General features: G+C 58.2%; 24 protein-coding genes. 6 read left to right on the plus strand and 18 right to left on the minus strand.

Going from position 1 to position 26,440, the window contains the following annotated elements:
- Positions 1-168 precede the first annotated feature (168 nt).
- The 3 genes from clpB to rluD all read right to left on the minus strand — a co-directional run bounded on the left by clpB (position 169) and on the right by rluD (position 4,579).
- Positions 169-2,733 (minus strand): ATP-dependent chaperone ClpB, encoded by a 2,565-nt coding sequence (gene clpB, locus ALQ04_RS23255; RefSeq protein WP_122318067.1) that lies wholly within the window; start codon positions 2,731-2,733, stop codon positions 169-171.
- A 158-nt stretch (positions 2,734-2,891) separates the two neighbouring features.
- Positions 2,892-3,620, minus strand: a complete 729-nt coding sequence (gene pgeF / locus ALQ04_RS23260; RefSeq protein WP_122318068.1) for a peptidoglycan editing factor PgeF — start codon at positions 3,618-3,620, stop codon at positions 2,892-2,894.
- A complete protein-coding gene (gene rluD / locus ALQ04_RS23265) occupies positions 3,617-4,579 on the minus strand; it encodes a 23S rRNA pseudouridine(1911/1915/1917) synthase RluD (RefSeq protein WP_122318069.1) in 963 nt (320 codons plus the stop codon). Before rluD ends, pgeF begins: the two co-directional genes overlap by 4 nt.
- A 151-nt stretch (positions 4,580-4,730) precedes the next feature.
- Here rluD and ALQ04_RS23270 point away from each other — a divergent pair, with 151 nt between their 5' ends.
- From ALQ04_RS23270 to ALQ04_RS23285, 4 genes are all read left to right on the plus strand, one after another.
- Entirely contained in the window at positions 4,731-5,753 is a 1,023-nt protein-coding gene (locus tag ALQ04_RS23270; RefSeq protein ID WP_122318070.1) for an outer membrane protein assembly factor BamD, read from the plus strand.
- Positions 5,754-5,894: 141 nt separating this feature from the next.
- A complete protein-coding gene (locus tag ALQ04_RS23275; RefSeq protein WP_122318071.1) occupies positions 5,895-6,134 on the plus strand; it encodes a PP0621 family protein in 240 nt (79 codons plus the stop codon).
- Positions 6,124-7,716, plus strand: a complete 1,593-nt coding sequence (locus ALQ04_RS23280) for a PAS domain-containing sensor histidine kinase (RefSeq protein WP_122318072.1) — start codon at positions 6,124-6,126, stop codon at positions 7,714-7,716. Before ALQ04_RS23275 ends, ALQ04_RS23280 begins: the two co-directional genes overlap by 11 nt.
- Before the next feature lie 2 nt (positions 7,717-7,718).
- A complete protein-coding gene (locus ALQ04_RS23285; RefSeq protein ID WP_122318073.1) occupies positions 7,719-9,059 on the plus strand; it encodes a sigma-54 dependent transcriptional regulator in 1,341 nt (446 codons plus the stop codon).
- Between the two features lie 107 nt (positions 9,060-9,166).
- Here the strand turns inward: ALQ04_RS23285 and thiO are convergent, their stop codons facing one another.
- The 7 genes from thiO to ALQ04_RS23320 are packed head-to-tail and all read right to left on the minus strand — an operon-like array spanning position 9,167 to position 16,082.
- Positions 9,167-10,270 (minus strand): glycine oxidase ThiO, encoded by a 1,104-nt coding sequence (gene thiO, locus ALQ04_RS23290; protein ID WP_122318074.1) that lies wholly within the window; start codon positions 10,268-10,270, stop codon positions 9,167-9,169.
- A gap of 27 nt (positions 10,271-10,297) precedes the next feature.
- Positions 10,298-10,699: a type IV pilin protein gene (locus ALQ04_RS23295; RefSeq protein WP_122318075.1), complete on the minus strand. Its 402-nt coding sequence runs from the start codon at positions 10,697-10,699 to the stop codon at positions 10,298-10,300.
- A gap of 12 nt (positions 10,700-10,711) precedes the next feature.
- Positions 10,712-13,894 carry a pilus assembly protein gene (locus ALQ04_RS23300; RefSeq protein WP_122318076.1) on the minus strand — a complete coding sequence of 1,061 codons (3,183 nt, stop codon included), beginning with the start codon at positions 13,892-13,894 and terminating at the stop codon, positions 10,712-10,714.
- Complete coding sequence (locus ALQ04_RS23305; protein ID WP_259645080.1) at positions 13,881-14,381, minus strand: PilX N-terminal domain-containing pilus assembly protein; 501 nt, start codon at positions 14,379-14,381, stop codon at positions 13,881-13,883. Before ALQ04_RS23305 ends, ALQ04_RS23300 begins: the two co-directional genes overlap by 14 nt.
- Before the next feature lie 14 nt (positions 14,382-14,395).
- Positions 14,396-15,100: a PilW family protein gene (locus ALQ04_RS23310; protein WP_122318078.1), complete on the minus strand. Its 705-nt coding sequence runs from the start codon at positions 15,098-15,100 to the stop codon at positions 14,396-14,398.
- Positions 15,097-15,612: a type IV pilus modification protein PilV gene (gene pilV, locus ALQ04_RS23315; protein WP_122318079.1), complete on the minus strand. Its 516-nt coding sequence runs from the start codon at positions 15,610-15,612 to the stop codon at positions 15,097-15,099. The genes ALQ04_RS23310 and pilV overlap by 4 nt, the downstream gene beginning before the upstream one ends.
- Positions 15,612-16,082: a GspH/FimT family pseudopilin gene (locus tag ALQ04_RS23320; RefSeq protein ID WP_122318080.1), complete on the minus strand. Its 471-nt coding sequence runs from the start codon at positions 16,080-16,082 to the stop codon at positions 15,612-15,614. Before ALQ04_RS23320 ends, pilV begins: the two co-directional genes overlap by 1 nt.
- Positions 16,083-16,215: 133 nt before the next feature.
- On the opposite strand from ALQ04_RS23320, the gene ALQ04_RS23325 reads away from it, so the two are divergent.
- A complete protein-coding gene (locus ALQ04_RS23325) occupies positions 16,216-16,716 on the plus strand; it encodes a GspH/FimT family pseudopilin (protein ID WP_122318081.1) in 501 nt (166 codons plus the stop codon).
- A 7-nt stretch (positions 16,717-16,723) separates the two neighbouring features.
- Here ALQ04_RS23325 and ispH read toward each other — a convergent pair whose 3' ends face one another.
- From ispH to murJ, 6 genes are all read right to left on the minus strand, one after another.
- Entirely contained in the window at positions 16,724-17,671 is a 948-nt protein-coding gene (gene ispH / locus ALQ04_RS23330; protein WP_122318082.1) for a 4-hydroxy-3-methylbut-2-enyl diphosphate reductase, read from the minus strand.
- A 58-nt stretch (positions 17,672-17,729) separates the two neighbouring features.
- Entirely contained in the window at positions 17,730-18,176 is a 447-nt protein-coding gene (locus ALQ04_RS23335) for a peptidylprolyl isomerase (RefSeq protein ID WP_122318083.1), read from the minus strand.
- Positions 18,169-18,687 carry a signal peptidase II gene (gene lspA / locus ALQ04_RS23340; protein WP_122318084.1) on the minus strand — a complete coding sequence of 173 codons (519 nt, stop codon included), beginning with the start codon at positions 18,685-18,687 and terminating at the stop codon, positions 18,169-18,171. The genes ALQ04_RS23335 and lspA overlap by 8 nt, the downstream gene beginning before the upstream one ends.
- Positions 18,680-21,511: an isoleucine--tRNA ligase gene (ileS, locus tag ALQ04_RS23345; RefSeq protein ID WP_122318085.1), complete on the minus strand. Its 2,832-nt coding sequence runs from the start codon at positions 21,509-21,511 to the stop codon at positions 18,680-18,682. The genes lspA and ileS overlap by 8 nt, the downstream gene beginning before the upstream one ends.
- On the minus strand, positions 21,508-22,458 hold the full coding sequence (gene ribF, locus ALQ04_RS23350; RefSeq protein ID WP_122318086.1) for a bifunctional riboflavin kinase/FAD synthetase: 951 nt from the start codon (positions 22,456-22,458) through the stop codon (positions 21,508-21,510). The genes ileS and ribF overlap by 4 nt, the downstream gene beginning before the upstream one ends.
- Before the next feature lie 131 nt (positions 22,459-22,589).
- Entirely contained in the window at positions 22,590-24,128 is a 1,539-nt protein-coding gene (murJ, locus tag ALQ04_RS23355; protein WP_122318087.1) for a murein biosynthesis integral membrane protein MurJ, read from the minus strand.
- A 250-nt stretch (positions 24,129-24,378) separates the two neighbouring features.
- Here murJ and rpsT point away from each other — a divergent pair, with 250 nt between their 5' ends.
- On the plus strand, positions 24,379-24,657 hold the full coding sequence (gene rpsT, locus ALQ04_RS23360; RefSeq protein WP_122318088.1) for a 30S ribosomal protein S20: 279 nt from the start codon (positions 24,379-24,381) through the stop codon (positions 24,655-24,657).
- Positions 24,658-24,770: 113 nt separating this feature from the next.
- On the opposite strand, the gene ALQ04_RS23365 is transcribed toward rpsT, so the two are convergent.
- Together ALQ04_RS23365 and proB are read right to left on the minus strand one after the other, a co-directional pair.
- Complete coding sequence (locus ALQ04_RS23365) at positions 24,771-25,241, minus strand: CreA family protein (protein WP_122318089.1); 471 nt, start codon at positions 25,239-25,241, stop codon at positions 24,771-24,773.
- Between the two features lie 26 nt (positions 25,242-25,267).
- Positions 25,268-26,386, minus strand: a complete 1,119-nt coding sequence (proB, locus tag ALQ04_RS23370) for a glutamate 5-kinase (RefSeq protein ID WP_122318090.1) — start codon at positions 26,384-26,386, stop codon at positions 25,268-25,270.
- Positions 26,387-26,440 lie beyond the last annotated feature (54 nt).

The raw sequence follows: 26,440 nt of genomic DNA on the forward strand, positions 1-26,440 counted from the left end.
TATTCTACATTTTCAAAAACACCTGTCAACCCTCTAAATTGCTTTTAAGACAATGATTTGCGATTTTTTTTCAGATCGCCTGTCAGCCTCCGGCAAACCCGATTTCCCGACCCATAAAAAAGGGCCCTCGCCAGGAGAGCCCTTCCGTTCAGCTATATATAGAAGCGATCAGCCAAACACGATCTCGCCATCCACCACCTTGCCGGTAATGCTGGAGCCCGGCACAAAGCTGCCCGACAGGATCAGTTGGGCCAACGGGTTTTCGATCCAGCGCTGGATCGCACGCTTGAGAGGCCGTGCGCCATACACCGGGTCATAGCCAATGGCGATCAGCTTGTCGAGGGCTTCCGGACTCAGCGTCAGTGACAGCTCGCGCTCGGTAAGGCGATTGCGCAGGCGACCCAGCTGAATTTCGGTAATGCCCGCGATCTGATCCCGCGCCAGCGGCTCGAAGATCACCACCTCATCGATCCGGTTGATGAATTCCGGCCGGAAGTGCGTGCTGACCGCATCCATGACCGCAGCGCGTTGTGCCTCACGGTCACCCACCAGTTCCTGGATCTGCGCAGATCCGAGGTTGGACGTCATGACGATCACGGTATTACGGAAATCCACCGTGCGGCCATGACTGTCGGTCAGGCGTCCGTCTTCCAGCACTTGCAGCAGGATGTTGAAAACATCGGTGTGCGCTTTCTCGACCTCATCGAGCAGGATCACCGAGTAAGGCTTGCGACGCACAGCCTCGGTCAGGTATCCGCCCTCTTCATAGCCGACATAGCCAGGCGGCGCGCCGATCAGGCGAGCCACAGAGTGTTTCTCCATGAACTCGGACATATCGATCCGCACCATGGCCTCTTCGGTATCGAACAGGAACTCGGCCAGCGCCTTGCACAACTCGGTCTTGCCGACACCGGTCGGGCCAAGAAACATGAATGAACCGCTCGGCCGGTTCGGATCGGACAAACCGGCACGCGAACGACGCACGGCGTTGGCAACCGCAACCACTGCCTCGCTCTGCCCTATCACGCGCTGATGCAGCAGGCTTTCCATTTTCAGCAGCTTTTCACGCTCGCCCTCAAGCATCTTGGAAACCGGGATGCCCGTCCACTTGGAGACAACCTCGGCAATCTCTTCCTCGGTCACTCGGCTGCGCAGCAACTGGTTTTCAGGCTTGCCGTGCTGATCGACCATCTGCAGGCTGCGTTCCAGGTCGGGAATGATCCCGTACTGCAATTCAGCCATGCGGTTCAAATCGCCGCGACGCCTTGCCGCTTCAAGCTCCTGACGTGACTGCTCGATTTTCTGCTGGATCTGTGCCGAGCCGGTGACTTCAGCCTTTTCCGAAGCCCAGATCTCTTCAAGGTCAGCGTACTCACGCTCCATCCGCTCGATATCGAACTGCAGCTTTTCCAGACGCTTGATCGCGGCCTCGTCCTTCTCTTTCTTGAGGGCCTGGGATTCGACTTTCAATTGAATCAGGCGACGCTCAAGACGATCCAGCACTTCGGGCTTGGAGTCGATTTCCATGCGGATGCGGCTGGCGGCTTCGTCGATCAGGTCAATGGCCTTGTCCGGCAACTGGCGATCGGTAATGTAGCGATGGCTCAATTTGGCAGCCGCAATGATCGCACCGTCCGTAATCCCCACCTTGTGGTGAACCTCGTAGCGCTCCTTGAGGCCCCGCAGGATGGCGATCGTGTCTTCCTCGCTCGGTTCTTCCACCAGCACTTTCTGGAAGCGGCGCTCCAGCGCGGCGTCCTTCTCTATATATTGGCGATATTCGTTGAGGGTGGTCGCACCCACGCAATGCAGCTCGCCACGCGCCAGGGCCGGCTTGAGCATATTGCCCGCATCCATCGAGCCTTCGCCTTTGCCGGCGCCGACCATGGTGTGCAGCTCATCGATGAACAGGATGATCTGGCCTTCCTGTTTACTCAGTTCGTTGAGCAGCGACTTCAGGCGCTCCTCGAACTCGCCGCGATATTTGGCACCGGCAATCAGTGCGCCCATGTCCAGCGATAGCAGGCGCTTGCCTTTGAGGCCGTCGGGAACCTCGCCATTGATGATGCGCTGCGCCAGCCCTTCGGCGATGGCGGTCTTGCCTACGCCAGGCTCACCGATCAGTACCGGGTTGTTCTTGGTCCGCCGCTGCAGGACCTGAATGGTCCGGCGAATTTCATCGTCGCGACCGATTACCGGATCCAGCTTGCCTTCTTCGGCACGCTTGGTCAGGTCGACGGTGTACTTGTCCAGAGCCTGACGCGACTCTTCGACGTTCGGGTCATTGACCGCACCGCCGCCACGCAGGTTATTGATGGCATTCTCAAGCGCTTTCTTGCTCACGCCCTGGCCAAGCAGCAACTTGCCAAGCTTGCTGTTCTCGTCCATGGCGGCAAGCAGCACCAGCTCACTGGAAATGAACTGGTCACCTTTCTGCTGGGCCAGACGATCCGCCTGATTGAGCAGACGCGCCAGATCCTGGGACATGTTGACGTCGCCGGTAGGGTTCTGGATTTTCGGCAGATGGTCGAGCTCTTTGCTCAACTCTTTGCGCAGGCTGCTGATGTCAAAGCCGACCTGCAGCAATAAAGGCTTGATGGAGCCGCCTTGCTGTTCGAGCAAGGCCTGCATCAAGTGCGCGGGCTCAATGGCGGGATGATCCATCCCGACAGCCAGCGACTGGGAGTCTGATAAAGCCAATTGCAACTTGCTGGTCAATCTATCGATACGCATTAGTCACCTTCCTTCAAAGCAGGCCGGAGCAATGAACACACCTATAACGAAAACCTGCTGGATAGTCAGTTAGATGCGGACGATTCTGCGGGTTTCAAGCTCGACTTGATTGATGCCTGTCAGCCTGGCGCTGAAGCTGAGCACTGGATAGCGCGAGATCAGGCGTGATCCATCCAGATCAGCGAGGCAAAACGCCCAGTGCTGGCGCTACGGCGGTAGGAAAAGAAACGTGGGTCAGTGAACGTATCAAACCCGCCACCATAGACTGATGAAACACCATAGGCGGCCAGTCGCAAACGCGCAAGGCAGTAGATATCGGCCATGAAGCGCCCGGCATTGGCGCTGGGAATAAAGGCCTCGGCCGTTTGCGGATGAGTCGCCATGAAGGTTTCGCGAACCTCCGGGCCGACCTCGAAAGAAGCCTGGCCAATCGCGGGGCCGAGCCAGACCAGGATTTCCTCGGGAGCAACCTGTAGACTGCTGGCCGTCGCTTCCAGCACGCCCGCCGCAAGCCCGCGCCAGCCCGCATGTGCGGCGGCGACACGTGTGCCGGCGCGATTACAGTACAGAGCCGGCAGGCAATCGGCGGTCATGATGGTGCAAGCCACGCCCGGTGTACCGGTCCAGCTTGCGTCGGCTTCGACAGTCGCGCCAGGATCAGCGTGGGCCACCACAACGCCGTGTACCTGGCGTAACCAGGCCGACTGCACACCCAGTTGCGAGGACAGATGCTGACGATTGCTGGCGACCGCTTGCGGATTGTCACCGACGTGATCGCCCAGATTGAAGCTGTCGAACGGAGCCTGGCTGACTCCGCCCGAGCGGGTGGTGATACAGGACCTGACCTGCGCAGGCGCAGGCCAGTCTGGAATCAGCCAGTCACTCACCCGATGAAGGCCTCACGGTCCTGCTTGAGCAACGACAGCAGCCAGACGAAATCGTCAGGCAACGGCGACTCCCAGCTCATGCGCTTGCCGGTGAGCGGATGATCCAGCTCCAGGAAACGCGCATGCAGGGCCTGACGCGGAAAGGTCTTCAGCGATTCGACCATGGTCTGGCTGGCTGCTGGCGGAATGCGGAAGCGACCACCGTAGGCCGGATCGCCGACCAGCGGATAGTTGATGTGCGCCATGTGTACGCGGATCTGGTGCGTACGGCCGGTTTCCAGCTTGACCCGCACATGTGTGTGCGAGCGGAAGCGTTCGAGCACCCGGTAATGACTGACCGCCTGCTTGCCGCCTTCCATCACTGCCATGCGTTGCCGCTGCTGGCCGTGACGACCGATCGGCGCATCGATCTTGCCGCCAGCGGTGACGACACCGATGACGATGCATTCATAGATGCGGCTGACACTGCGGTTCTGCAGTTGCGTCACCAGCTGGGTCTGCGCCTGGATGGTCTTGGCGACCACCATCAGGCCCGTTGTGTCCTTGTCCAGACGATGCACGATACCGGCGCGCGGCACGTTGATGATGTCCGGGACATGGTGCAACAGGGCATTGAGCAAGGTGCCGTCGGCATGACCTGCGGCGGGATGCACCACAAGGCCTGAAGGCTTGTTGATCACCAGGATCTGGTCGTCTTCGTAGACGATATCCAGTTCGATATCCTGGGCAACCCACTCACCCTGCGCCTCCTGCTCGGCAATCAGTTGCAGGACCGAACCGCCGTGCACGATGTCGCGCGGGCGCAGGACACCGCCGTCCACAGTCAGGCGGCCGTCCTTGATCCAGGCGGAAAGGCGCGAGCGCGAGTGCTCGGAGAATAATTGTGCGGCGACTTGATCGAGGCGTTGACCGCCCAATTCGGACGGCACCTCTGCGCGAAGTTCTATATTTTCGGACATGGCCAGACTAGAAGGCGCGGCTAGCCTTTGGTTTCGGCAGCGCGCTTGTGGTTAAATACGGCGTCTTTTGCCCCGCGGGTCTTGCGGGGCGTTCATCATAACAGGACGGCCACGCCCAAGACAGCAGGCCGTTATAGGGACGCAAGCCGCCATGCAAGTGAAACACCTGCTGCTGATCGCCATCCTCGCACTGACTGCGGCCTGTTCGTCGAAGGAAGTCATCGACGAGAACCTCAGTGAAGTCGAGCTGTACCAGCAGGCGCAGGCCGACCTGGACAACAATAGCTACAACAGCGCCACCGAGAAGCTCAAGGCGCTGGAGTCACGCTACCCGTTCGGGCGCTATGCCGATCAGGCACAACTCGAACTCATCTACTCGAACTACAAGAACAGTGAGCCCGAAGCTGCCAAATCCGCAGCCGAGCGTTTCATTCGCCTGCACCCGCAGCATCCGAACGTCGATTACGCCTACTACATGAAAGGCCTGACCTCCTTCGACCAGGACGTCGGCCTGCTGGCGCGTTTCCTGCCGCTGGACCAGACCAAGCGTGACCCTGGCGCAGCGCGTGACTCGTTCAACGAGTTCGCCCAGCTGACCAGCCGCTACCCGAACAGCCGTTATTCGCCGGACGCCAAGCAGCGCATGATTTACCTGCGCAACCTGCTGGCCGCGTACGAGATTCACGTAGCCGACTACTACCTGACCCGTCAGGCCTATGTCGCCGCCGCCAACCGTGGCCGCTACGTGGTGGAAAACTTCCAGGAAACGCCTTCGGTCGGTGACGGCCTTGCGGTAATGGTCGAGTCCTATCAGCGTCTGCACCTCGACGAACTGGCAGCGACCAGCCTCGAAGTCCTGAAGACCAACTACCCGAACCACCCGCAACTGGCTGACGGTCAGTTCACCCCGCGTCAGGCCGAAGCCGACAACCGTTCGTGGCTGTCCAAAGCGACGCTGGGCCTGATCAACGGCAGCGCCCCACTGCCACCGGGCGAAACCCGCGCCAACCAGGACATCCAGAAACAGTACCAGGATGCCAAGGACGCCATTCCGAAAGAGTTGCTGCCGGAAAACCAGGCGGAACTGGACGAACAGGCCAGGGAAGCTGAAGAAGCCAAGGGCAACAAGAGCCGTTCCTGGTTCAGCTACATGACCTTTGGCATGTTCGACTAAGACCAGCGCCATACCCCAGGAGCGAATTCATTCGCNNNTGAATTCGCTCCTGCACACCGATATGCCACGACTCATTCCCCTCTGTCCGCCCGCCTTCTCCTTGGCTACACTGCTGACTCTTCAATCACCAAGCTGGTAGTCATGATTCGCTTAATTATGTGGCTCGCATTGATCGCGGCAGCGGTGTGGTTCATCAAGCGCCTGCTCAACCCGCCTGCCCCACGAAAACGCGCCGAGCCACCGGAAGTCGAGGCTTCTCCGATGGTACGTTGCGCCCATTGTGGCGTTCATCTTCCTCGTGACCGTGCATTGAGCCAGGAACAACAATGGTATTGCAGCGAAGCGCACAGGCTAGAAGGCCCAGCGACTCGTGACCGCTGAAACGCTGTCGCTCGGCAGCCCCCAAGCGCAACGGATCCTGCGGCTCTATCACCTGTATCGACTGACCATTGGCATCGTGCTGGTGCTGCTGGTTTCCAGCGATCTGGACACCGAACTGCTGCAACTGGCCAACCTGGATCTGTTTCGGGCTGGCTGCTGGCTGTATCTGGTGTTCAATATTCTGGTTGCCGTGCTGCTTGAGCGCCCTCGCCATAAAGTCCAGCTCTTCAGCCTGGCGATAACCGATGCGGTGATGCTCTCAGGGCTGTTCTATGCCGCGGGCGGCACCTCCAGCGGCATCGGCAACCTGCTGATTGCTTCCGTCGCCATCAGCAACGTCCTGTTGCGTGGTCGACTTGGCCTGCTGATCGCCGCCGTTTCGGCCATCGGCATCATTTACCTGACGTTCTACATCAGCTTCATCAGCCCGCTGGCTTCAAACGACTATCTCCAGGCCAGTACACTGGGGGCGCTGTGCTTTGCCGCCGCCATGCTGGTACAGGCACTGACCGCGCGCATGCATGTGAGCGAAGTGCTGGCCGAACAGCGGGCTGCCGATGTCGACCAGCTCGAAGAACTCAATGCCCTGATCCTGCAACGCATGCGCACCGGCATCCTGGTACTCGACTCGCGTCGCCAGGTTCTGCTGGCCAATCAGGGCGCATTGAGTTTGCTGGGACACGAACAACTGGTGGGGCAGGTCATCGATCAATACTCGCCACAACTGGTGGATCGCCTGCGGCAATGGCTGATCAATCCGATCATGGCCCCGCGCAGCATCTCGACCTCAAGCATTGGTCCGATCCTGCAACCGAGCTTTGCCGCACTCAATCGCGGCGACCAGCGCCAGACCCTGATTTTCCTCGAAGACCTCTCACAGATCGCCCATCAGGCCCAACAGCTCAAACTCGCCGCGCTGGGCCGCCTGACCGCCGGCATCGCCCATGAAATTCGCAACCCGCTGGGCGCCGTCAGCCACGCCGCGCAATTGCTCAACGAGTCGGAAGAACTGTCAGCACCGGATCGGCGGCTTGGGCAGATCATTCACGATCAGTCACGGCGCATCAATGCGGTCATCGAAAACGTCCTGCAACTGTCCAGGCGCCGCGAAACCGAAGCCGAGCTGCTTGATCTGCGGATCTGGCTGGAGAATTTCGTCGCAGATTTTCGCAGCTCTGCACCTGCCCGCCAGTTGGCCCATACCGAGATTGGCCAGGGCATGCTCACCACGCGCATGGACCCGGAGCAACTGCATCAAGTGCTGACCAATCTGCTGCACAACGGCTTGCGCTACAGCGGCAAGCAACATGAAACGGCCCAGGTCTGGCTGAAACTGTTCCATAACCCGGAAAACGACCTGCCAACCCTGGAAGTGCTGGATGATGGACCGGGCGTAGCCGAACAGCATCTGGGCAAACTCTTCGAGCCGTTTTTCACTACCGAAAGCAAAGGCACTGGCCTTGGCCTCTACCTTTCCCGCGAACTGTGCGAAAGCAATCAGGCGCATCTGGATTACAGCCTTCGCCGTGAAGGCGGTAGCTGCCTGCGTATCACTTTCGCCCACCCGTTCAAGTTGAGCTGAGCATGACTCCACGGCAAAAGATCCTGATAGTCGACGATGAGCCGGACATTCGTGAACTCCTGGAGATCACGCTCGGCCGCATGAAACTCGATACCCGCAGTGCTCGTAATGTGAGCGAGGCACGTGACTGGCTGGCCCGCGAACCTTTCGACATGTGCCTGACCGATATGCGCCTGCCTGACGGCAATGGCCTGGAACTGGTGCAACACATTCAGCAGGCTTACCCCCAGACGCCTGTGGCGATGATCACCGCCCATGGCAGTCTGGATATGGCCATTCATGCACTCAAGGCCGGTGCGTTCGACTTCCTGACCAAGCCGGTGGACCTGAACAGACTGCGCGAACTGGTCAACAGCGCATTGCGCCTGCACCCCGCCGCGCAGACCGAACGCAGCATCGACAGCCGCTTGCTGGGCAACTCGCCGCCGATGCGCGCCCTGCGCAAGCAAATCGACAAACTGGCGCGCAGCCAGGCGCCGATCTATATCAGCGGCGAGTCGGGGAGCGGCAAGGAACTGGTAGCGCGCCTGATCCACGAACAGGGTCCGCGTATCGACAAACCCTTCGTGCCGGTCAATTGCGGTGCGATTCCATCCGAGTTGATGGAAAGCGAGTTCTTCGGGCATCGCAAAGGCAGTTTCACCGGCGCTCACGAAGACAAGCCCGGCCTGTTTCAGGCCGCCAATAACGGCACGCTGTTTCTTGATGAAGTCGCTGACCTGCCGCTGGCCATGCAGGTAAAACTGCTGCGCGCCATCCAGGAAAAATCGATACGCAGCGTTGGCGGGCAACAGGAGCAGGTCGTGGATGTACGCATTCTATGCGCCACGCACAAGGACTTGAGCGTCGAAGTGGCTGCCGGGCGCTTTCGCCAGGACCTCTATTACCGTCTCAATGTCATCGAGTTACGGGTCCCGCCGTTGCGCGAACGACGCGAAGATATCGACCAGCTTGTCGGCAATGTCCTGCAACGCCTGGCTGCCAACTGCGGTCAGGCAGCCGCACGTCTTCATCCCCAGGCGCTGGAAACCCTGAAAGGCTATCGCTTCCCCGGCAATGTGCGCGAACTGGAAAACATGCTGGAGCGCGCCTATACCCTCTGCGAAGACGACGAAATCCACGCCAGCGACCTGCGGCTTGCCGAATCCAGCACGCCTCAGGAAAACGACGGCCCCAATCTGGCCGACATCGACAACCTTGAAGACTATCTGGAAAGCATCGAACGCAAGCTGATCCTCCAGGCGCTGGAAGAAACCCGCTGGAACCGGACTGCAGCGGCACAGCGCTTGAGCCTTTCATTTCGCTCGATGCGTTATCGGTTGAAGAAACTCGGACTCGAATAGGAGCGGACTCATCCGCGAAGACTTCATTTCAGAGGTTATATTCCCTGCGAATGTACCAACCTCTTCGCGAATGAATTGGCTCCCAACGCGTCACCGCAAGGGCGGTTCTAACCGCGAAGGCGATGCTCCGGCGCATAAGGCGCAGGATCGATAATCGGCTCGCGCTCCAGCAGCAGATCCGTCAGCAACTGACAGGATGCGGGCGCCAGTACCAGGCCGTTGCGGTAATGCCCGCAGTTCAACCAAAGCCCGTCGAAGCCGTGCAGCGGGCCGATAAACGGAATACCTTCGGGCGAACCGGGCCGCAATCCGGCCCATTGTGCGACCGGCTCGGCATTTGCCAGCTCGGGAAGCAATTCTGTGGCCGAGGCTTTGAGGCTTTCGAGGGCGGCATCGGTCGGGGTTTTGTCGAATCCCTCATGCTCCAGGGTACTGCCAATCAGGATGTGCCCATCCCGGCGCGGTATCGCGTAACGCCCCTTGGCCAGCACCATGCTCGACAGGAAGTCAGACGCGCACTTGTAGAGAATCATCTGACCCTTGACCGGCTCGACCGGCAACTCCAGGCCGAGGGTCTTGAGCAGCTCACCACTCCAGGCGCCCGCTGCCAGCACAACCCGGTTACCAGGAATGTCACCGGCCGTCGTGCTGACACCCAGAACTCTGGCGCCCTCGCGCACGAAGCCCAGCACCTCGCATTGTTCACGAATCTCGACATTGGGCAGTGCCAGCAGCGCCGCCTTGAGGGACTTCACCAGCCGCGGATTACGCACATTGGCCACATCAGCCATATGAATCGCACGTGAGTAACCCTGCCCCAACACCGGCACCGCGTCATGAACAGCCGACACATCGACACGACTCAGCGGACGCTGCTCGCGGACAGCCCATTCGAGGGCTTCTTTTTCATCGTCCAGATCCAGCCAGTACAAACCGGTCCTGTGCACTTCAGGATCAATACCTGTGCGGGCGAACAGCCGCTCGGCCAGATGCGGATAGAAATCCTGGGACCAGTGCGCCAATGCGGTGACTGCAGGGCTGTAGCGCCACGGATAGAGCGGAGAAACAATCCCGCCCCCCGCCCATGAGGACTCCTGACCGACACCGGAGCGATCAAGCAACACGACACTGGCCACTTCGGCGGCGAGGTTAAAGGCGGTCAACAACCCGATAACACCGCCACCGACGATCACTACATGTTGCTTGTGCATTTTGCTCTCTAGGTAAAGGAAAAGAGGTCAGCGCCCCCAGCAGTCTTTAGTGGTCACGCCGCTGGTAGCACCTGTGTTGCTGAGCGCCCCGGTGTTCTTGATGACAAAACTGCCGCATTTATCACCGCTCATGAGCGTGCCGGAGAGAGGCGAAGCGGTCAACGTGAAGTCTGTCGCAGTCAGAGCAGGCTCAATCCTGTAATAGTTATTACCCCCACTCAGCCCCTGCGCACCGGCATAGGTGCCATTTCGTGAAAAGAACCGCTCCAGTGACTGGGTCTGCTCCGAGAGCAGACTGGCAATTGCCGAGCGCTGGCTACGTTTCGTGTATTCGACATAGCTGGGATAAGCCACGGCCGCCAGAATACCGACAATCGCCACGACGATCATGAGTTCGATCAAGGTAAAGCCCCGGGATACTGCTCGCATTAATCACCTTCCCTACTGGATTTGTCGCCACATGATGCGCTGGAAGACGTTGGCACTTCCGCCTTTCTCAAGCAACCTGATCGGTGCACCGCCACTGGAGTCGATCACGTACTTGTTGTCGTTGTTGCCGTTGGTACCGGCCACGATGGAGGCAACCACCGGAATCCCCGTCCCGATACCAAGCCCGGCAACGAACATGTCGGAGCTGTTGATATCGTTGTCGCCATTGGTGTCGAGCACTTGATAATTGAGCATGCTGCCCGTGGCTGGATCAAGCTCGAACACACGACCCGTACCAGTACTTTCACAGGGATCAGTAGAGTTCACTGAAGCCGTCGTGAAAATGATACGACCACGCGAAGTCTGTGCCGGATAGATGATCCGCTCCCCAAGATAAGGGGCCGCAGTTGCCAACGGCAGATACCAGCCCTTTTTGACGAGCCAGTCCACATCATTACGGGTAGAGGTGAAATAGGTCCTGCCATTACTGGTAACGGAGCCATTGATCGCCTGCGCCTGCAGGTTGCTCTCTACGATATTGCCTGTCTCATTATCCCAGATGGCGTAGAAATCCTGCAGTGCGCTGGTCTGTTTGTCGGTCGCTTCACTGAATTTCCCGGTACCGAAATACACAAGCTTGCCGCTATTCTGGTTCGGGTGGTCTAGCAGCAACGGCTGGACCGTAATGGGCTGATTCGCACCTCTTGGCGCAGTGAACAAGGGCGAACCATTGAATGCAACCCTCCAGCTGGAAGCCGCACCACCACTCATGTCGAACTTCCAGAGACGTCCCTTTAGATCGCCTGCATAGGCAGCCTGAACGATATTCTGCGAATTGACCCGAAGTTTGACCGAGGACAGACCATTGTCCGTTTCATTACCGATGACGGGGGTAGGAATTTCTGCAATAAACTCTCCCGTATTGGCATTGAGTACAAACAGAGAAGCCCTGCCGGTAAAACTGCCATAACCATTGCCTACCACAACAATATTGGTGCCATTGGCCATACGTGCCACATCAGGCTTGGAATAGCTATAACCCAGGTTATTGAAACGGTTATTGGTATCCGAGGTGTCGGGGGCCTTGACTTCCCACAGGGCCTCCACAGTATTGTTACTCGGTCCTTCAAAAAGCTTGATTGCGAAAAACGCCTTGCCGCCAGCGCCGAGTCCCGAGAACGCGACAGTGCGCCATCTCGAGTTCGAGCCTGCCTGGGTATCGAATACACCGATCTGGCCATCGACCGTGAACCTGTGAGCTCCTGAACCATAGTTGGCAGCAGATATGGTCGCCTGGGCGTTCAATGCGGTAGATGGCATGTAGGCATAGCGCCTTGCGCCGCTCCTGGCATTGATAACATTGAAGAAACCATCATTGGCATTGGCCAGCAGGCTATAGCTCATACTGCTGGCCTTATCGGCCAGATAGCTGATGTAACTGTTGTCCCCCACCAGATCAGTCGCCGTCTTTTCGGTGGGCAACCCCGCCCCTAGCGTGGAGTTGATCACATCGCCCAAAAGCCGCGTACGCGTACGAAGTTTGGCATTCGCATTTCCTTTGGACCAGGCGATAACCTCCAGCGCCGTCACGCCTGTAGGCAAGGTCGCAGTGAATGCGAGCTGTTGTGCCGGACTGAAGTTAGCGAAATCCAGGGTGATTCGTGCGGGAGCAACACCCGTGCTCCCCGTATTCCAGGACTCGAAAACAGGTGCGGTAGAACCGCTGATAATCGTGGTATCCGTAGTCCATACCTGGTTACCCACTACTCCGGTCGTAGCGTTGAGCTCAAAGGCCTTGATCGTGCCATGCCAGTCGGTGGGGTCATAAAGCGTCTGATAAAACTGGGTACCGGCCTCGAGCGTTGAAGAACTTGATACGCCACCGCCACCGGAGCCCGCCTTGGCGTAGATATCGCTCAAGGCAAGGTTGAACGCCGTATTCAAACCAGCACTGTCATTAGCCTGGTAATATTTGCCATGACCATGACTATCGTTAGCCGCATCAATGAGCATCTGGTTATCAAGCGTAAAACCAATGGTGTATGTGCTCATATTCTGAATCTGGAACCCGGCATTATCCCAACTTTTACCGGTCAAATCACCACTGGAGGAAGTGGCGTCTGTGCGCATATCAATGTCATAGGCAAACTTGGCGACATCATCCAGATAGAGCGTATCCCCTTCATTCCTTGGATTGACCTTGGGACCATCGTTATTGTTACCATCCCAGTTAGGCAATCTGTTATTTGTATCATCGATATCGCTGATTTTTTCCATCTCGTCATAAGTGGGCAAACCATCCGTCAATACTACGCCGTAGTTCTTCTGGCAACGGTATTGAATCGGACTTGTAAAGGTCCTGGGAGAGTTGGTGTATGACGGAAAAGGCGTCAGCCCCCGAAAATAGCGGGTGACCTGATAATAGGTTTCGGCAAGCGGAGTATTGGCCTCTGCAGTCAGTGCCGAAATTGCAGCGCGAAGATTCCTGTAGTTGGTATCGGCAACCGCCTGAGTCACGCCTGGCTGGTAGGTCGTAGCCGGGACAGGCGACAAGTCGGCTATCGGCTGCTTGATATTGCCCCCAGGTCCTGGATCGTTACTGTTGGGCGGATTGTAAGTCGCCAGCCCGATGCGCAATGACCGGTTGGCATCGACCAGTCCCAATGCTACAGAAATGGCAGACGTCAAACGGCTTTCAGTAGGTATATTTGCCACACTTCTACCAGCATTGACTTGCGACACAAGATAAGACAGATAAGCGCCTGGATAACGTGTATTCCCAGACCTCGCTGGATCAGGTAACGATATGCAGGTTACCAAAGTAGTGCTTCTGTAAAAACCATACCCGCTATTACAACCGTCCGTACTCAAACTACCTACCGTCACATAATCAGACGGCCCAGTATTGATTTGTGTTCCTCTTGAATAAGTACCACAAAAGAAGAGAAAACAGTTGGACTGAGACTCATTAATAACGGGCCATGAAGCCGACGCATTAAACCCCGAATCAAAAATGATCGTATCCATACTGCCGGAGTTATCCACTTGCAGCATGACATTGGGCGTGACGGCAGAAGCACTCAACAACGGCACCTGCGCTGGAGTAAACGCATAAACCGGTGCAGCCAGATAAAGCCCCGCCAAGGCACCGTATACATACTTCAAACCACCACGAAGCGCCTTAGCAATTGGCATAAATACTCTCCAGCACGGTTCTCGAAGTGCCTTGAATAGCCACTGACGTGACACGGTAAAGCGTGACGCTACCGGTACAGGTGGGTGGGCGTTTTATGGGGGTTGCGGTGGTTCCCAGGTTCTGAATGCCATAAAAACCGCCAGACACTGCAACCCAGCTCACACCGGATGTGCCATTGGTGCCAGCCGCAGTAAGGGTGGTGGATTCCGCTGGAGGGGCGCAGGTCGTGTTATTGGTGCATTTGGTTGAAGTGAAGCCCACCACCTGAATGGCCGACTCGCCAAGCCGCAATGCGGCTTCAGCCTTCTGGAAGGACTGGTTACGCACCGCAACGCTGCCCGCCATCTTTTCCTGCAAAGTGGCGTTCTGCATGGAGGAAATCCCCAGCAAGGTCAGGAGCAAAAGAAATACCAGACTGACCAGCAACACCATTCCGCCTTGTCGGACCGGGAATGTCGGCATGCTGCAAAACCGCTTTGTCTTCATTGCATACGGCCCTTTCAAAAACGATTACGCAGGTAGGCAACCACGTTGTATTGCTGGGGCCTGACCCGCCCGTCCGGGTCTTCGAGAGTCAGGCCGATCCGCACACTGCGTATATCGGCAGCGTTGGCAGCGGTAATAGTGCTGGTATAGGACAAGGGGCTGCCCGCCATGCCAAAGGAAACCGCAAAAGCACTGACGTTTTGCAGCAGCGGCTGCGCAGTCCCGCCGGTACCAAACTTGACCGTCAGGTTCTTGCCGGTGAGGGTGTAGACCAGTTGACGCATCGGGAATGCCGTCTGCCCTGCGGCCGGAGCTTTCGCGCCAGCGTAGAGCTGCGTTGTGATCTGACAGTCGGAAACAATGGTCCAGGTCGGAGAACTGCCGGTGGTGCCGATGTCGGAGGTCACCAGGGTCAAGGTATTGTTGGCGTTATCCCACAGGATCGGATTGTCGAGTGCGGCAGGCCATGGAATGGCCGGAGATACGGGCACATAGTTGCTGAAACTCAGACAGCCATACATGCCCGTCATGCGCAGTTCCTGCATCAGCTTGCTCAGCACGAAGCGCGCATCCTCCTGCATGCGGGCTGCAGCATTCTGGGTCAGGAACGTGCCTCTGGAGGCTGTGAATATCTGGATGATGCCCATGCTGACCACCAGCCCCAGCACCAGGGCCACCATGATTTCAATCAGGCCAAAACCTCTGGAAGATCTTTTCATGGGTTCACTCCGATCCGTGAGGTCAGGGTGAAGGTTTGCATGTTGCTGCTTGCAGCAGCATTGCCGGAAGCCACGGCGCTGGCTCCGGCGGCGCGGGTATCGTCCCAGGAAATGGTGATGGTGACGGACGGAGGTGCACTGACATCGATACTGCCGGTCGCGGTCGAGCCTGCAAAACTGGTGATGTTGGTCTTGAAATCATAAAGGTCCTGATCCCGGGCCCTGTTCAGATTCGCTGCAGGAGCCGCCGTCAGATTCGCCAGCGCGTAAGTCGCCAGTACATTGGTTGTACCGTTGGCAACCGCATTACCATCCACGTTCGCGCGGATGCGATCCATCATGTCGTAGGCAATGAAGCTCGCCTGACTGGTCATGGTAGAACTGTCGGTGTACCTGAGGGCATTGAGCTGGATCGCCGCAGCGCCTAGCAGCCCAATGGCGAGTATCAGGACCGAAACCAGCACCTCGATCAATGTCATGCCGGTCTGGCGATAGCGGGTTCCATCAAGCATCAGCAACTTCCACCCAGAATGATTCGGCCCGTCAAACAGATATTCATGGTCTTGGTAACCGAACCCCGCGTATAGGTCATGGCCACCGCAGACGCTGGAGTCGCAAGACCGCCCAGATTGTTGAATTCAATGCCTGTCACGTCAGTCGCCGTCAAAGTACCCCCACTGCTCATCGCCGAGACCGTACGCAGTACCGTCGGGGAAGACCCCGTATCGGAAGCCAGATAGACCCGCAACTCGGTGTTCCACGCAGTACCGCTGGTAGGCGCAATACGTACTGTCACACCCCGGTTTATCGCCTCCAGACGTGCATAGTTGAGCGCCCGCTGCAAATCGTTGAGCTCGGTATCCACCTTGTTGTTCTGGATCGTGCTGGTGAAGCTCGGCACGGCAATAGCGGCCACGACGCCGATCAAGGACACAGTGACTAACAATTCTATGAGGCTGAAGCCCTTGGACATATAACGCATTGGGTGTCTCCTAGACGTTACGACTATAAGGCAGCAGCGATGCCTGAAAATATCCAGCAGGATATACGGTTGTTTTGCGATGACGAATGCCCGGATGGCGTTTGGAACAAGGTTCTTCAGGGAGGAAAAAACAATGAAGCATGCTGGATTTACGTTAGTCGAGCTACTGATCGTGGTGGCACTTGTAGCCATTCTTGCCAATGTCGCCAGTCCGGCACTGGGCGAACTGATCGATGCCAACCGCAGGCTTGCTGCCGCACAGGAACTCGCCAGCGGCATACGCTCGGCACGGGTTGCAGCCATCACCCGCAATCAGGTGGTGACCATTCATGCCATAGAAGGTGACTGGAGCAACGGTTGGCGGATTATCTCCGACCTGAAAGGCAACGGCCCGGATGACAGCGATACGGTACTGGTCGAGCGGGCCATTGATGGAAAAACGCGGATTGTGGGCAACAGCAAGGTCGCAGAGCACATCAGTTTCACAGGCCTTGGCGGCCTGAGAAAGACCGCCAACGGCACCTTGAACATTTGCGCCAGAACCGAGCCGGTCAGCCACTATCGGGTGATTGTGGCCATTACCGGCAGAGTCCGGATCGACGATGACAAGATAACGACAGATATCTGTTCCTGAGCCGCCTTCAAAGCACAGACTTGACGCGCAACTCCTTGGGAACCGAGAACGTGATGTTCTCTTCGCGGCCGGAAAGCTCATCCGCGCCGGTCGCGCCCCAGGCCTGCAACTGCTGAATCACGCCGCGTACCAGCACTTCCGGCGCCGACGCACCGGCAGTGATGCCAATGCGCTCAATACCGTCGAACCAACTGCGCTGCATGTCCTCGGCTCCGTCGATCAGATAGGCCGGGGTCGACATGCGCTCGGCCAGCTCGCGCAGGCGGTTGGAGTTGGAGCTGTTCGGGCTGCCCACCACCAACACCACATCGCACTCATCGGCCAATTGCTTGACCGCATCCTGACGGTTTTGCGTGGCGTAGCAGATATCGTCCTTGCGCGGCCCGCCGATAGCCGGGAAACGCGAACGCAAAGCATCGATCACCCGACTGGTATCGTCCATCGACAAGGTGGTCTGGGTGACGAAAGCCAGGGCATCCGGATTGCGCACCTGCAGGTTGGCGACATCTTCCTCGTCTTCCACCAGGTAAATCGCACCGCCATTACTGGCGTCGTACTGGCCCATGGTGCCTTCGACTTCCGGGTGGCCTTCATGACCGATGAGGATGCATTCGCGGCCATCACGGCTGTAGCGGGCCACTTCGATATGCACCTTGGTCACCAGCGGGCAGGTTGCATCGAAGACTTTCAGGCCACGGCCTGCCGCTTCGGCACGCACCGCCTGGGAAACACCGTGGGCACTGAAGATGACGATCACGTCATCCGGCACCTGATCCAGCTCTTCGACGAAGATCGCGCCACGAGCGCGCAGGTCTTCGACGACAAATTTGTTGTGAACGACTTCATGACGCACGTAGATCGGCGGACCAAACACTTCCAGGGCGCGATTGACGATTTCGATCGCGCGATCCACACCGGCGCAGAAGCCACGGGGGTTGGCGAGTTTGATTTGCATGCTGTGCCTCGTATTCACGTGCGGAACAGCCCGGCCGGAGCCGGGCCTGATGCCTGGCTCAGGAAGCCAGGATCGCCTTGACCTCGAAGATTTGCACTTCAAAGTTCAGTGTCTTGCCAGCCAGGGGATGATTGAAATCGATGGTGACCTGCTCATCATCGAACTTCTTCACCACGCCCGGTAGTTCAGTATTGGCCGCATCGTTGAAGATCACCAGCAATCCTTCGGACAGTTCCATATCCTGGAACTGCGAACGCGGAATGATCTGCACGTTTTGCGGGTTGGGCTGACCAAAAGCGTTTTCCGGCGGAATCTGGACGGTTTTGCGGTCTCCTGCCTTGAAGCCGAAGATAGCAGCTTCAAAACCGGGCAACAGGTTGCCATCACCCACCTTGAACGTGGCCGGAGCCTTTTCAAAGGTGCTGTCCACCGTATCGCCGTTTTCCAGGTGCAAGGCAAAATGCAGAGTGACTTCGGTATTCTGGCCGATGCGCAGTTCAGTCATGAACAGGCTCCCCCTCTTTCTTGCTCTTGAACATATCCAGCGCCAGCATGATTGCGCCTACAGTAATCGCACTGTCGGCCACATTGAAAGCCGGGAAGTACCAACGGTTCTGCCAGTGCACCAGAATGAAGTCGATGACGTGACCCAGCACGACACGGTCATAAAGGTTACCCAGCGCGCCGCCCAGGACCAGTGCCAGGGCAATCGCCAGCCAGGTGTCATCGCGACCAAGACGCTTGAGCCACACCACCAGCACCGCACTGACGCCAATCGCGATCAGGGCGAACAGCCAGCGCTGCCAGCCTGCGCCGTCAGCCAGGAAGCTGAAGGCTGCGCCTGTGTTGTAGGCAAGAGTCCAGCTGAAGTAATCCGGAATCACGATGATCTGTTGGTACAGGCTCAGCGAGTTCTCGAAGTAATACTTGCTGGCCTGGTCGATGACCAGAACCAGCAGGCTCAACCACAACCAGCTCAAACGACCGAAACGGCCTGTAGCGCCTGAATTAGGCATAGTGACGAACCTCGCCCGCGCCGCTGATGTTATCCACGCAGCGACCACAGATTTCAGGATGCTCAGGGTTCACGCCAACGTCTTCACGGTGATGCCAGCAACGGGCACACTTGGCGTGGCCGGACTTGACCACTTTCAGCTTCAGGCCTGCAACCTCGGTCACCACCGCATCGGCTGGTGCCGACAACAGAGGCGCGACACTGGCCGTGGAAGTGATCAACACGAAGCGCAGTTCATTACTGAGCTTCGACAGGTCGGCAACCAGCGAATCTTCGGCGTACAAGGTCACTTCGGCCTGCAGGTTGCCGCCAATCGCCTTGGCTGCGCGCAGGTTTTCCATTTCCTTGTTGACCGAAGTCTTGACCGCCATGATCCGTTCCCAATAGGCGCGGTCCAGCTCGAAGCCCTCGGGCATTTCGCTCAGGCCTTCGTACCAGGTGTTGAGCATCACGGACTCGTTGCGCTCGCCCGGCAGGAACTGCCACAGCTCGTCGGCGGTGAAGGCCAGGATCGGAGCGATCCAGCGCACCAGCGCTTCGGAGATGTGGAACAGCGCCGTCTGGCACGAGCGACGCGCCTTGCTGTCAGGGGCCGTGGTGTACTGACGGTCCTTGATGATGTCCAGATAGAAGCCGCCCAGCTCCTGCACGCAGAAGTTGTGGATCTTCGAGTAGACGTTCCAGAAGCGGTATTCACCGTAGTGCTCTTGCAACTCGCGCTGCAGCAGCAAGGTGCGGTCCACAGCCCAGCGATCCAGCGCCAGCATGTCTTCAGCAGGCAGCAGGTCGGTGGCCGGGTTGAAACCGGACAGGTTGGAAAGCAGGAAGCGTGCAGTGTTGCGGATCCGGCGATAGGCATCGGCGCTGCGCTGCAGGATCTGCTCGGAAACGGCCATTTCACCCGAATAGTCGGTGGCCGAAACCCACAGGCGCATGATGTCGGCGCCCAGGGTGTCGTTGACCTTCTGCGGCGCGATGACGTTACCCAGCGACTTGGACATCTTGCGGCCGTTTTCGTCGACGGTAAAACCGTGAGTCAACAGTTCGCGGTATGGCGCGTTGTCGTCGATGGCACAGCCAGTCAGCAGCGAGGAATGGAACCAGCCGCGGTGCTGGTCGGAGCCTTCCAGATACAGGTCCGCACGCGGGCCGGTTTCGTGGCCCATCGGGTGCGAACCGCGCAATACGTGCCAGTGAGTGGTGCCGGAGTCGAACCAGACGTCCAGGGTGTCGGAGATCTTGTCGTATTTCGGCGCTTCATCGCCCAGCAGCTCGGCAGCGTCCAGCCTGAACCAGGCTTCGATGCCCTCTTTCTCGACGCGCTGGGCCACTTCTTCCATCAGTTCGACGGTACGTGGGTGCAACTCGCCGCTTTCCTTGTGCAGGAAGAACGGGATCGGCACGCCCCAGTTACGCTGACGGGAGATGCACCAGTCAGGACGGTTGACGATCATGGAGTGCAGACGCGCCTGACCCCAGGCCGGAACGAACCGGGTGTCTTCGATGGCCTTGATCGCACGATCACGCAGGGTTGCACCAGCCACTGGCTGCTTGTCCATGCCGACGAACCATTGCGCAGTGGCGCGGTAGACCAGCGGCGATTTGTGGCGCCAGCAGTGCATGTAGCTGTGGGTGATGGTTTCGGTGTGCATCAGGTTGCCGACTTCAGCCAGCTTGTCGATGATTCCCTGATTGGCCTTGAAGATGAACTGGCCACCAAAGAACTCCAGCGACTCGACATACACGCCGTTGCTCTGCACCGGGCTTAGGATGTCATCGTTGCTCATCCCGTACTGCTTGCAGATATTGAAGTCGTCCATGCCGTAGGCCGGGGCGCTGTGGACCACGCCCGTGCCAGCGCTCAGCTCGACGTATCCGGCCACATAAAGCGGCGACAGACGGTCGTAGAACGGATGACGGAAGTTGATCAGTTCCAGCGTCTGGCCAACCGTCGTGGCGATGACCGAGCCTTCGAGCTTGTAACGCGCCAGGCACGACTCGACCAGCTCTTCAGCCAGGACCAGCAGCCTGTCACCCACATCGACCAGCGCGTAGGTGAACTCCGGATGGACGTTAAGCGCCTGGTTGGCCGGGATGGTCCACGGGGTAGTGGTCCAGATCACGATGGCCGCAGGTTTCGGCAGCGAAGCCAGACCGAAAGCCTCGGCCAGTTTCGCCTCGTCGGCGACCGGGAAGGCGACATCGATGGTTGGCGACTTCTTGTCCTGATATTCGACTTCCGCTTCAGCCAGGGCCGAACCGCAATCGAAGCACCAGTTCACCGGCTTTAGGCCCTTGAACACGAAGCCGCCCTTGACCATTTCGGCCAGCGCACGGATTTCCCCGGCTTCGTTGGCGAAGTTCATGGTCAGGTATGGATTGTCCCAGTCCCCCAGCACACCCAGACGGATGAACTCGGACTTCTGGCCCTCGACCTGCTCGGCAGCATAGGCACGGCACAGCTCGCGGGTCTTGTCGGCGGACAGGTTCTTGCCGTGGGTGACCTCGACTTTATGCTCGATCGGCAGGCCATGGCAGTCCCAGCCCGGAACATAAGGCGCATCGAAGCCCGACAGGGTCTTGGAGCGCACGATCATGTCCTTGAGGATCTTGTTTACGGCGTGACCGATGTGAATATTGCCGTTGGCATAGGGAGGACCGTCGTGCAGGACGAACTTTGGACGATCCTTGCCAATTTCGCGCAGCTTCTGGTACAGGCCAATGCTGTCCCAGCGCTGCAGAGTTTGCGGCTCGCGCTGGGGCAGGCCGGCCTTCATCGGGAAGGCGGTGTCCGGAAGGTTTAGCGTGGCTTTATAATCGGTCATTTCAGGCTCTTGGTTAGCGGTTGACCATGCCAGTGGGCACGGGCGGCGGCGACGTCCGCATTGATCGCCGTCTTGAGCGCCTCCAGTGAGGCAAAACGCTGCTCATCACGCAGCTTGTGGTGGAAAGCCACCGTCAAACGCCGGCCATAGATATCACCGGCAAAATCCAGAAGATGTACCTCAAGGTGGGCACTGCCATCACCTGCCACGGTCGGACGCACGCCGATATTGGCGACCCCCGGCCAGGCCTTGCCATCGATGCTGGTGCTGACCAGGTAAACCCCGCTCAACGGCACACGACGACGCTTGAGTTGCACATTGGCCGTGGGCGTACCCAACTGGCGTGCCAGCTTCTGGCCATGCAGAACCCGTCCGGTAATCTGGAACGGGCGACCGAGCAAACGCTCGGCCAGGGCAAAGTCCGAGGCAGCCAGGGCATTACGCACCTTGGTGCTGCTGACCCGGATACCATCTATCTCAACGGTCTGCGCCGCTTCTACGGTAAAGCCATGGGCATTACCGGCTTGTTGCAGGAAGTCGAAGTCGCCGATGCGGTCGCAACCGAAACGGAAATCGTCGCCCACCTCAAGATGCTGCACTCCCAACCCGTCGATCAGGATTGTCTCGACGAAACTGGCGGCACTCAATTGGCTCAGACGCTGGTTGAAGGACAGGCACAAGACCCGGTCAACACCCTCGGCGCTCAACAGCTCAAGCTTGTCACGCAAGCGGGCCAGCCGTGCCGGTGCCGTCTCGGGAGCAAAGAATTCCCGTGGCTGCGGCTCGAAAATAACCACGCAACTGGGCACGCCCAACTCGACAGCGCGTTCCCGCAGACGCTTCAGGATAGCCTGATGGCCGCGGTGAACACCGTCAAAATTGCCAATCGTGGCGACGCAGCCCCGATGCTGGGGGCGCAGGTTGTGTAGGCCTCTAACCAGCTGCATAACGCACTTCTTGCTCATAAAGTGGCCGATTATAACCACACACGGCCGCGGACGACAGGCGCACGCCAAGACCAGACAACAGTTGTCGGGCCGCAATGCGAAAAACCGACAGCTGCCACGTCAAACCACACCTACATGATTGCCTTGCGGGCGAAATCCCGCAGACGAAACCCCAGTAACAGCAACATGCCGAAATAGACCACCACACCCGCAACGACCAGCGCACCCAGACGCACGAAACGCTCCAGCATCTGGCCCTCGCTCCAGACCGGCATTACCTGCATCAACCCCAACAGCACACCCGACATGACCGCCACGGCAAGCATCAGCTTGAACAGGAACTTCGTCCAGCCAGGTTGCGGCTGGAACAGGTCCTGCCTGCGCAGTTGCCAGAACAGCAGGCCGGCGTTGATGCACGCTCCGACACTGATCGCCAGGGCAAGGCCCGCATGCTGCAACGGCACGATAAACGCCAGGTTGAGCAACTGGGTAACGACAAGGGTGAAGATCGCGATTTTCACCGGCGTACGAATATTCTGCTGAGCATAAAAACCGGGGGCCAGCACCTTGATCAGAATGATCCCCAGCAACCCCACCGAATACGCCACCAGCGCACGCTGGGTCATGGCCGCGTCCAAGGCATCGAACTTGCCATACTGAAACAGGGAAACGGTCAACGGCTCAGCCAAAAGACCCAGCGCCAGCGTACAAGGCAAGACCAATACAAAGCAAAGGCGCAACCCCCAGTCGAGAATCCGCGAGTACTCCTGACGATCCTTGCTGGCGTAGGTTTTCGACAGGATCGGCAACAGGATCGTACCCAGCGCCACACCCAGCACACCGGATGGCAGCTCCATCAAGCGGTCGGCGTAATACATCCACGACACTGAACCGGCGACGAGAAACGAGGCAAAGATCGTGTTGATGATCAGGGATATCTGACTGACGGAAACACCAAGGATGGCAGGCAGCATCTGCCGCATCACACGCCAGACACCCGAATCGCGCAGGTTGAGGCGCGGCAGGACCAGCATGCCGATTTTTTTCAGGTGCGGCAGTTGATACAGCAACTGCAGCAAGCCACCAGCCAGTACCGCCCAGCCCAGCGCCATGACCGGCGGATCGAAATAAGGCGTCAGGAACAGGGCAAAGAAAATCATGCTGACGTTAAGCAGCGTCGGCACGAACGCCGGCACGGAAAAACGGTTCCAGGTATTGAGGATCGCGCCCGCCAGCGATGACAGCGAAATCAGCAATATATAAGGAAAGGTCACCCGCAGCAGATCGGCGGTCAGGGTAAATTTTTCCGGCGAGTCGACAAAACCCGGCGCGGTCGCCCAGATCAGCCAGGGCGCGAAGACAACGCCCAGCAAGGTGACAAATGCCAGCGCCAGCGTGAGCAGGCCGGTGACGTAGGCGACAAAGGTTCGGGTCGCTTCCTCGCCATGCTGGCTCTTGTATTCGGCCAGGATCGGCACAAAAGCCTGGGAAAAGGCCCCTTCGGCAAAGATTCGGCGCAGCAGATTGGGCAGTTTGAAGGCAATGAAAAAGGCATCCGTCGCCATCCCGGCACCGAATGTGCGCGCAATGATGGTATCCCGAATGAAGCCCAAAACCCGGGAAAGCATGGTGATAGAGCTGACGGCGGCTAGTGACTTGAGTAGATTCATTGAAAGAGTTTTATGTCCTGGCCAAAGGATAGGCGCTCACGCCGTCCATTTATGCGATACTTCGCGCCGCAAAAAGCCCGAAGCCAAAGTCCGCGAGTTTACAGGTCGCACGCCGGAAATAAATATCCGGATCATATCGCGACCACTCAGCGGAACACCTCAACCGCCCTTGACAAGCGACAAACTCATCGGCATGATTCGCGGCCTATTTTGTTAGCTATTTCATAAAAGTCTTTCGAGGAGCTCGACGGTGGCCAACACACCTTCCGCCAAAAAACGTGCAAAACAGGCTGAGAAGCGTCGCAGCCACAACGCCAGCCTGCGTTCCATGGTTCGCACCTACATCAAGAATGTAGTCAAAGCCATCGACACAAAAGACGCTGAAAAAGCGCAAGCTGCTTACATTCTGGCTGTTCCTGTTATCGACCGTATGGCCGATAAAGGCATCATCCACAAGAACAAAGCTGCTCGTCATAAAAGCCGCCTGAACGGTCACATCAAGGCTCTGAGCCTTGCTGCTGCCGCGTAAGCGACGCGCTTGTTAAAAAACCGACCCCAGGGTCGGTTTTTTATTGCCCGCAATTTATGCCTTGTGCAGGAGAAAATTCATTCGCGAATGAATTCACCCCTGCATAGACCCCATCAAGGCGTTGTCGCGTGCGGCCACGGCAGGATAGGAATCGCCGTCACCGCATTCTGCGGACTTCCCTCGATGATCCGGTCGCTATAGACCAGATAAACCAGGGTATTGCGCTTCTCATCCAGGAAACGCACCACCTGCATGGTCTTGAAGACCAGCGAAGTGCGCTCCTTGAAAACCTCTTCGCCATCCTTGAGCGGCGGCTGGAAGCGAATCGGCCCGACCTGGCGACAGGCAATTGAAGCCTCGGCGCGATCCTCGGCAAGGCCCAACCCGCCCTTCACGCCGCCCGTCTTGGCGCGAGACAGATAACAGGTCACACCCTCGACCTTGGGATCATCGAAGGCCTCGACCACAATCCGGTCGTTGGGACCGACAAACTTGAACACCGTCGAAACCTGACCAATCTCTTCAGCCGCGGCCAGCGCCGGAACAACCAGCAGCGCCGCCAGAAAAGCCTTCATGACTCGCATCGAACCTTCCTTTTGATGATCCCGAATCAGACGAGAATCAGGTTATCCCGATGAATAAGCTCAGGCTCGGCCATATAGCCAAGCTCACGCACAATGGCATCGGACGACTGACCGATGATCTTCTGCGCCTCGATAGCACTGTAGTTACTCAGGCCGCGAGCGATTTCGCGACCATCCGGCGCCACGCACACAACCATTTCGCCACGACGAAAGCTGCCCTGAACCACTTTTACGCCAACCGGCAGCAAGCTCTTGTGATCACGCACCAGAGCAGCCACAGCCCCCTCATCCAGCACCAGAGTGCCACGAGTCTGCAGATGACCCGCCAGCCACTGTTTGCGTGCAGCAAGCATTTCGCGCTCGGGCGATAGCAACGTACCCAACTGCTCGCCCGCCTTGAGGCGCGCCAGCACTCGCTCGATACGACCGCCAACGATCACGGTATGCGCACCGGATCGTGCCGCCAGACGCGCCGCACGCAGCTTGGTCTGCATGCCACCACGCCCCAGGGCACCGCCCGTACCACCCGCAACCGCATCCAGCGCCGGATCATCGGCACGCGCTTCATAAATGAGCTGCGCGTCCGGGTTGTTGCGCGGATCGGCATCGAACATGCCATCCCGGTCAGTCAGAATGACCAGCAGATCAGCCTCGACCAGGTTGGCCACCAGCGCCGCCAGCGTATCGTTGTCACCAAAACGGATTTCGTCGGTCACAACCGTGTCGTTCTCGTTGATGACCGGTACGACACCCAGCTCGACCAGCGTGCGCAGAGTGCTGCGCGCATTAAGGTAACGCTTGCGATCAGACAGATCGTCATGGGTCAGAAGAATCTGCGCGGTATGCCGGTCATGCTCGGCAAAACTGGACTCCCAGGCCTGCACCAACCCCATCTGACCGATGGCAGCAGCAGCCTGCAGCTCATGCATGGCACTGGGTCGCACCGCCCAGCCCAGACGACTCATGCCGGCAGCGACCGCCCCGGAAGAAACCAGCACCAGCTCGACGCCTGCCTCATGCAGCGCCACCATCTGCTCTACCCACACACCCATGGCCGAGCGATCAAGCCCCTTGCCATCCGCCGTCAGCAGGGCGCTGCCGATCTTCACGACCCAGCGCTGGGCACCCGTCACTTTGCTGCGCATCATCTTCCAACCTTAGCCAGAGAATTTTCTTAATACGGATTCGAGATACAAAAA

The organism is Pseudomonas cichorii, from assembly GCF_003700275.1.
GTDB classification, from domain to species: domain Bacteria; phylum Pseudomonadota; class Gammaproteobacteria; order Pseudomonadales; family Pseudomonadaceae; genus Aquipseudomonas; species Aquipseudomonas cichorii_B.